This window comes from Sphingomonas bacterium (assembly GCF_903643065.1).
In the GTDB taxonomy this organism is placed as follows: Bacteria; Pseudomonadota; Alphaproteobacteria; order Sphingomonadales; family Sphingomonadaceae; genus Sphingomonas.
Genome location: NZ_CAHJWX010000213.1, coordinates 1 through 4,815, shown reverse-complemented (window position 1 = coordinate 4,815; position 4,815 = coordinate 1). Strand labels below are relative to the sequence as shown.

The window sequence follows — 4,815 nt, the reverse complement described above, 5'->3', positions numbered from 1 at the left end:
GTGTCGACCGCCTGTCGCGCGACGGCGTCGACGCGCGCGTCGGCCGTCACGCGACCACGACGCCGATCGCGGCCGGGCGGCCCGCGCCTGCCGATCGCCTATTGTCGTTCAATGTGCGATCCGACCACGAACTGACCATCCAATGGCTTGCTCGTATAATAGCTGAGCGGGCGGCGCAGCATCGCGCCGGTGAACTTGAACGGGTCGCCGCTGGTCTTGTTATAGTATGAACCCGAGTCCGCGTCATAGGCGAACGACTTGTTCGCCGCCGGATCGGGATACCAGGGCTCCATGACGGCGACGGTGTTCGTCGCGTCGTCATAGCCGTGGATCACGTTGACGTGCCCGCCCAGCGGCCCGGAGCCGAAGCCGATCAGCATCGGGAATCGGCGCGCGGCGACGACGCCGGCCAGCTCCGCCTGGCCGATCAGCTTGCGCTCCAGCAACGCGCCACGAACGGAGATCAGCATCAGCCCGTTCTTGGTGATGCTGCCGTTGGGCGCCCATTGCGACTTGTCGCTGGAAAGGATGATCGCGTCCTGCGACGCCGTCGGGACATCGGGCGATACCTTGGTGTACCAGGCCAGGCAGGCCGCCCAGCAGGCGAAGGGATCGTGCTGACCTTCGGCGGCGAAGCCGTCGAACCGGGCCTGGTCCTTGGTCGCGCTGAACCAGCCGCTGGCGTAATCGGCCTTCACCTGCCCCATCTGGTTGGCGGGATTGATCGGCAGGTTCCACGTTTCGGTGGTCGCGTCCTTCTGTCCCGGCGTCTTCTTCCAGGTGAGCGCCACCGCCGCCCCGGTCTCTTGCCAGGTGCCGGTGCCCGATCGCTTGTTGTTCGGATCGGTCCACGTCACCGCGCCGCCCTCGGCGAAGACGTAGATCCAGCGATATTGGTTGAAGCTCACGGTCCACGTGCCGATGAGCGCCTTGTTCGCGTCAGCCATCGCCGCTGCTCCTGAACGACTTCCTCTAGCGATCAGGCGGGAACGCCCGGCATCGGCTCGCTCGGCGCCGTCACCGGCGCCATCGTCGCGGGCCAGTCGCCGGCGTCGCCGCGGCCGCCCGTCACCTCGTCCGCCACCAGCGCCTCGCCGGAGAAGGCGGCCAGGTCGAGGCCGTCGGTCTTGACCGGCGCCGACGGCACCCCGCCCTTGCCGGCGAACACATAGGTGAAGACCTGGCCATCGACATCGACCGCGATCGAATCGACCTCCTCGCCCGACATCTGCTTGCCCAGCAGCGCGATCGACATCTCCGGCAGCATCGTGTTGGTCAGGATCGCATCGATCATGCGCCCGCCCGACGCCACCTCGTTACAGCGGCTGACAATCAGGTCGACCACGGCCTGGCTGTAGCTAAAGCGGATCTTGTGGTTCTCCGCGATCCGCCTGGTGATGCGATTGAGCTGCAGCTTGACGATGCCGCCCAGCATCTCGGGCGAGAGCGGGAAATAGGGCAGCACGACCAGCCGCCCGAGCAGCGCCGGCGGGAACACCTTGAGCAGGTCGGGCCGCAGCGCCGTCGCCAGCGCCTCCGGCTCCGGCGCCATCTCCGGGTCCTCGCACAGGCTGGTGATGAGGTCGGTGCCCGCGTTCGACGTCAGCAGGATCAGACAGTTCTTGAAGTCGATGAACCGCCCTTCCGAATCGTTCATGAACCCCTTGTCGAACACCTGAAAGAACATCTCGTGGACGTCGGGGTGCGCCTTTTCCACCTCGTCGAGCAGCACCACCGAATACGGCCGCCGCCGCACCGCCTCGGTCAGCACGCCGCCCTGGCCATAGCCGACATAGCCGGCGGGCGCGCCCTTGAGCGTCGAGACGGTGTGCGCCTCCTGGAACTCGCTCATGTTGATGACGATCATCGAATCGTCGCCGGAATAAAGCAGCTCGGACAGCACATGCGCGGTCTCGGTCTTGCCGACGCCCGACGGGCCGGCGAGCATGAACACACCGACCGGCTTGTTGGGATTGTCCAGCTTGGCGCGGCTGGTCTGGATACGCTTGGCGATCGCGTCCATCGCATGGTCCTGCCCGACGACGCGCTTCTTCAGCTGGTCGGCGATGTGCAGCACCGCCTGGATCTCGTCCTTCACCATCCGGCCGATCGGGATGCCCGTCCAGTCGCCGACCACGGCGGCGACCGCGTCCTGGTCGACGACGCCGAACACCATCGGATCGTCGCCCGCCGCCTCGCGCATCCCGGTGATCGCCACCTCCAGATCGGCGCGCGCGGCGGTCTCGTCCGCTCCCTCCGTCTCGCGCAGCTGGCGCAGCGCGTCGCGCGCGGCGAACACCTGGTCCAGCGCCGCCTTCTCGCGGCCCCATTTGGCGTCGATCTCGGCGGACGCGGCGCGCGCCTCCGTCAGCTCCTCGTCCAGCTTCTCCAGCCGGTCGTCCTTGCGATACTGACCGGCGCGCTCGCGCACCACGATCTCGCGCTCCACCTCCAGCAGTTCGACGCGGCGCTGGCGGTCCTCCACCTGCGCCGGGGTCGCGTGCTGCGACACGGCGACGCGCGCGCAGGCGGTGTCGAGCAGGCTCACCGCCTTGTCGGGCAGCTGGCGCGCGGGAACGTAGCGCTGCGACAGCACGACGGACGACGCCACCGCCTCGTCCAGCACCACGACCTGATGATGCTTCTCCATCATCGGCGCGACCGAGCGGATCATCGCGATCGCCTTGGGCGTCTCCGGCTCCGGCACGTCGACGGTCTGGAAGCGGCGGGTGAGCGCTGGGTCCTTCTCGAAATACTGCCGGTACTCGGCATAGGTGGTCGCCGCGATCGTGCGCAGCCGCCCGCGCGCCAGCGCCGGCTTGAGCAGGTTGGCGGCATCGCCCGTCCCCGCCTGCCCGCCCGCGCCGATCAGCGTGTGCGCCTCGTCGATGAACAGGATGACGGGCGTGGTGCTCGACTCGACCTCGTCGATCACCATGCGCAACCGCTTCTCGAACTCGCCCTTCACGCTCGCGCCCGCCTGCATCAGCCCGATGTCGAGCGCGCGCAGCGTCACGCCCTGCAAGCTCGGCGGCACGTCGCCGTCGACGATGCGCTTGGCGAACCCCTCGACCACGGCGGTCTTGCCGACGCCGGCCTCGCCGATCAGGATCGGGTTGTTCTGGCGGCGGCGCAGCAGGATGTCGATCAGCTGGCGGACCTCCTGATCGCGGCCGACGATCGTGTCGATCCTGCCGTCGCGCGCCTCCTGCGTCAGGTCCTTGGAGAATTTGACCAGCGCCTCGCCCTCGCTGACGGGGCCCGCGCCGGGCTCGCCGCCGGCATCTCCACCCACCGCCGGCCCGGCGTCGCGCTGCGTCTGCTCGGTCGACGATCGCACGATCGTCTCGAACTCGGCGCCCAGCTTCTCCACCTGCACCTTGCGAAACTCGCTGGAGACCGTGAACAGCGCATTCTTCAGCGTCGGCGTCTTGAGCATCCCGTACAGCAGATGCCCGGTGCGCACGCGCCCGGCGGCGAACTGGAGCGAGGCGTAGAGCCACCCCTTCTCGATCGCCTCCTCGATTTGCGGGCTGAAGTCGCTGATCGCGGTCGCGCCGCGCGGCAGCGAGTCGAGCTGCGCCACCACGTCGCGCGCGAGCTGGCTGTCGTTGAGCCCGAACGCGGTGCGGATCGCGGCCAGGTCGTTCTGCGCGTCCTGCACCAGGATGTGCAGCCAGTGGACCAGCTCCACATACGGGTTGCCGCGCATCTTGCAGAAGCCGGTCGCGGTCTCGATCGCCTTGAGGCCGGTCGGATTGAGGCGGCCGAACAGGGCCGAACGGCTGATCTCGGTCATGGCAATGGTCCCCCTTGTCGCCCGGCCCCCGCCGCGCGTCGTGTCAGATGCGTGTCGCGGCGCACTTGGCTCCCCGACCCGGGTGTCACCCAGCCAGTCCAGCCCAAGCGCGTGCGTCCGTCAAGACGCGCCGGACGGGCATGTCGCTCTTCCATCTCGATCATGATGTCCCATTCCAGATGGGAGGGCGCGAACGCGTCCAGCGCCTCGGCCGCGACCGTGAACCGGGGCGATCCGGGCAGCAGCCGCTCATATTCGGCGAACGAGTTGGCGCGGATCGCCACCCGGAACGCGTCGGACGCGATCCGAACACGCGCGCCGACGACGGCATCCTCGCCGAGTCGCGCGAACGAGCGACCGAGGCCGGTCTGATCGTCGCGCTCGATCTCGCGCCAGCGCGGCTGGAACTCGATAACGCGCACCGGCTGGCGCAGCAGGCTGCCCAGCGCGTCCTCCACCGCCACCGCCGAGCGCCGCGACGCATACAGCGCGGCGTAGAACAGGCGCGCGCGCTCCGGGAACAGCGCGTCGCGCCGCACCCCCTCCGCCGCGCCCGACAGCGCCCCCAGATAGCGCGCGAACCGGTCGTCGTCGGGCCGGTCCGCCTGCACCGTCGGCTGCGAATCGCCCCAGCTGCGATAGAAGAATTGCAGCATCCGGTTCGCGATCACGTTGAGCCAGCCGTTGAATGGTCGCTTCGCCGCATAGCGCCGCTCGTAGTAGGCGAACTCGGTCAGATGCGTCGGCAGCGGCCCCATCGGGCCGGTCAACCCCAGCCAGAACCCGTGCGCGACAGGGCGGCCGTGCCGCACCTCGATCTCGCCCATCGTCGAGGCGGCGAAGCCCAGATTGGGCAGCTGCGCCAGATCGACCGCGCTTTGCGACGGCAGGCGCGCGCGGCCGACGCGCGGCAGGCCGGGTGCCCGCGCCTCGGCGCCCCGGACCAGCGGGAACATGCCGAAATGCTTCACCCGCGTCACCGCGCGTTGCAGGAACCCGACATGGTCGGCTGGGGG

General features: G+C 68.9%; 3 protein-coding genes. All 3 read right to left on the bottom strand.

From position 1 onward, the window contains the following. Nucleotides 1-98: 98 nt before the first annotated feature. The gene (locus HUU95_RS08620; protein WP_174279742.1) at nt 99-947 is read right to left on the bottom strand and encodes a hypothetical protein; all 849 of its coding nucleotides are present in this window, start codon (nt 945-947) and stop codon (nt 99-101) included. Nucleotides 948-979: 32 nt separating this feature from the next. Continuing rightward, nucleotides 980-3,799, bottom strand: a complete 2,820-nt coding sequence (gene tssH / locus HUU95_RS08615) for a type VI secretion system ATPase TssH (RefSeq protein ID WP_217429798.1) — start codon at nt 3,797-3,799, stop codon at nt 980-982. Next, nucleotides 3,796-4,815: type VI secretion system baseplate subunit TssG (gene tssG, locus HUU95_RS08610; protein WP_254602701.1), on the bottom strand; the 1,020-nt coding region annotated here is incomplete at its 5' end. The genes tssG and tssH, both read right to left, overlap by 4 nt.

What these genes read in the sequence shown, in the direction of transcription:
- HUU95_RS08620 (WP_174279742.1), bottom strand. Translation starts at nt 947, where the DNA reads ATGGCTGACGCGAACAAGGCGCTCATCGGCACGTGGACCGTGAGCTTC.
- tssH (WP_217429798.1), bottom strand. Translation starts at nt 3,799, where the DNA reads ATGACCGAGATCAGCCGTTCGGCCCTGTTCGGCCGCCTCAATCCGACC.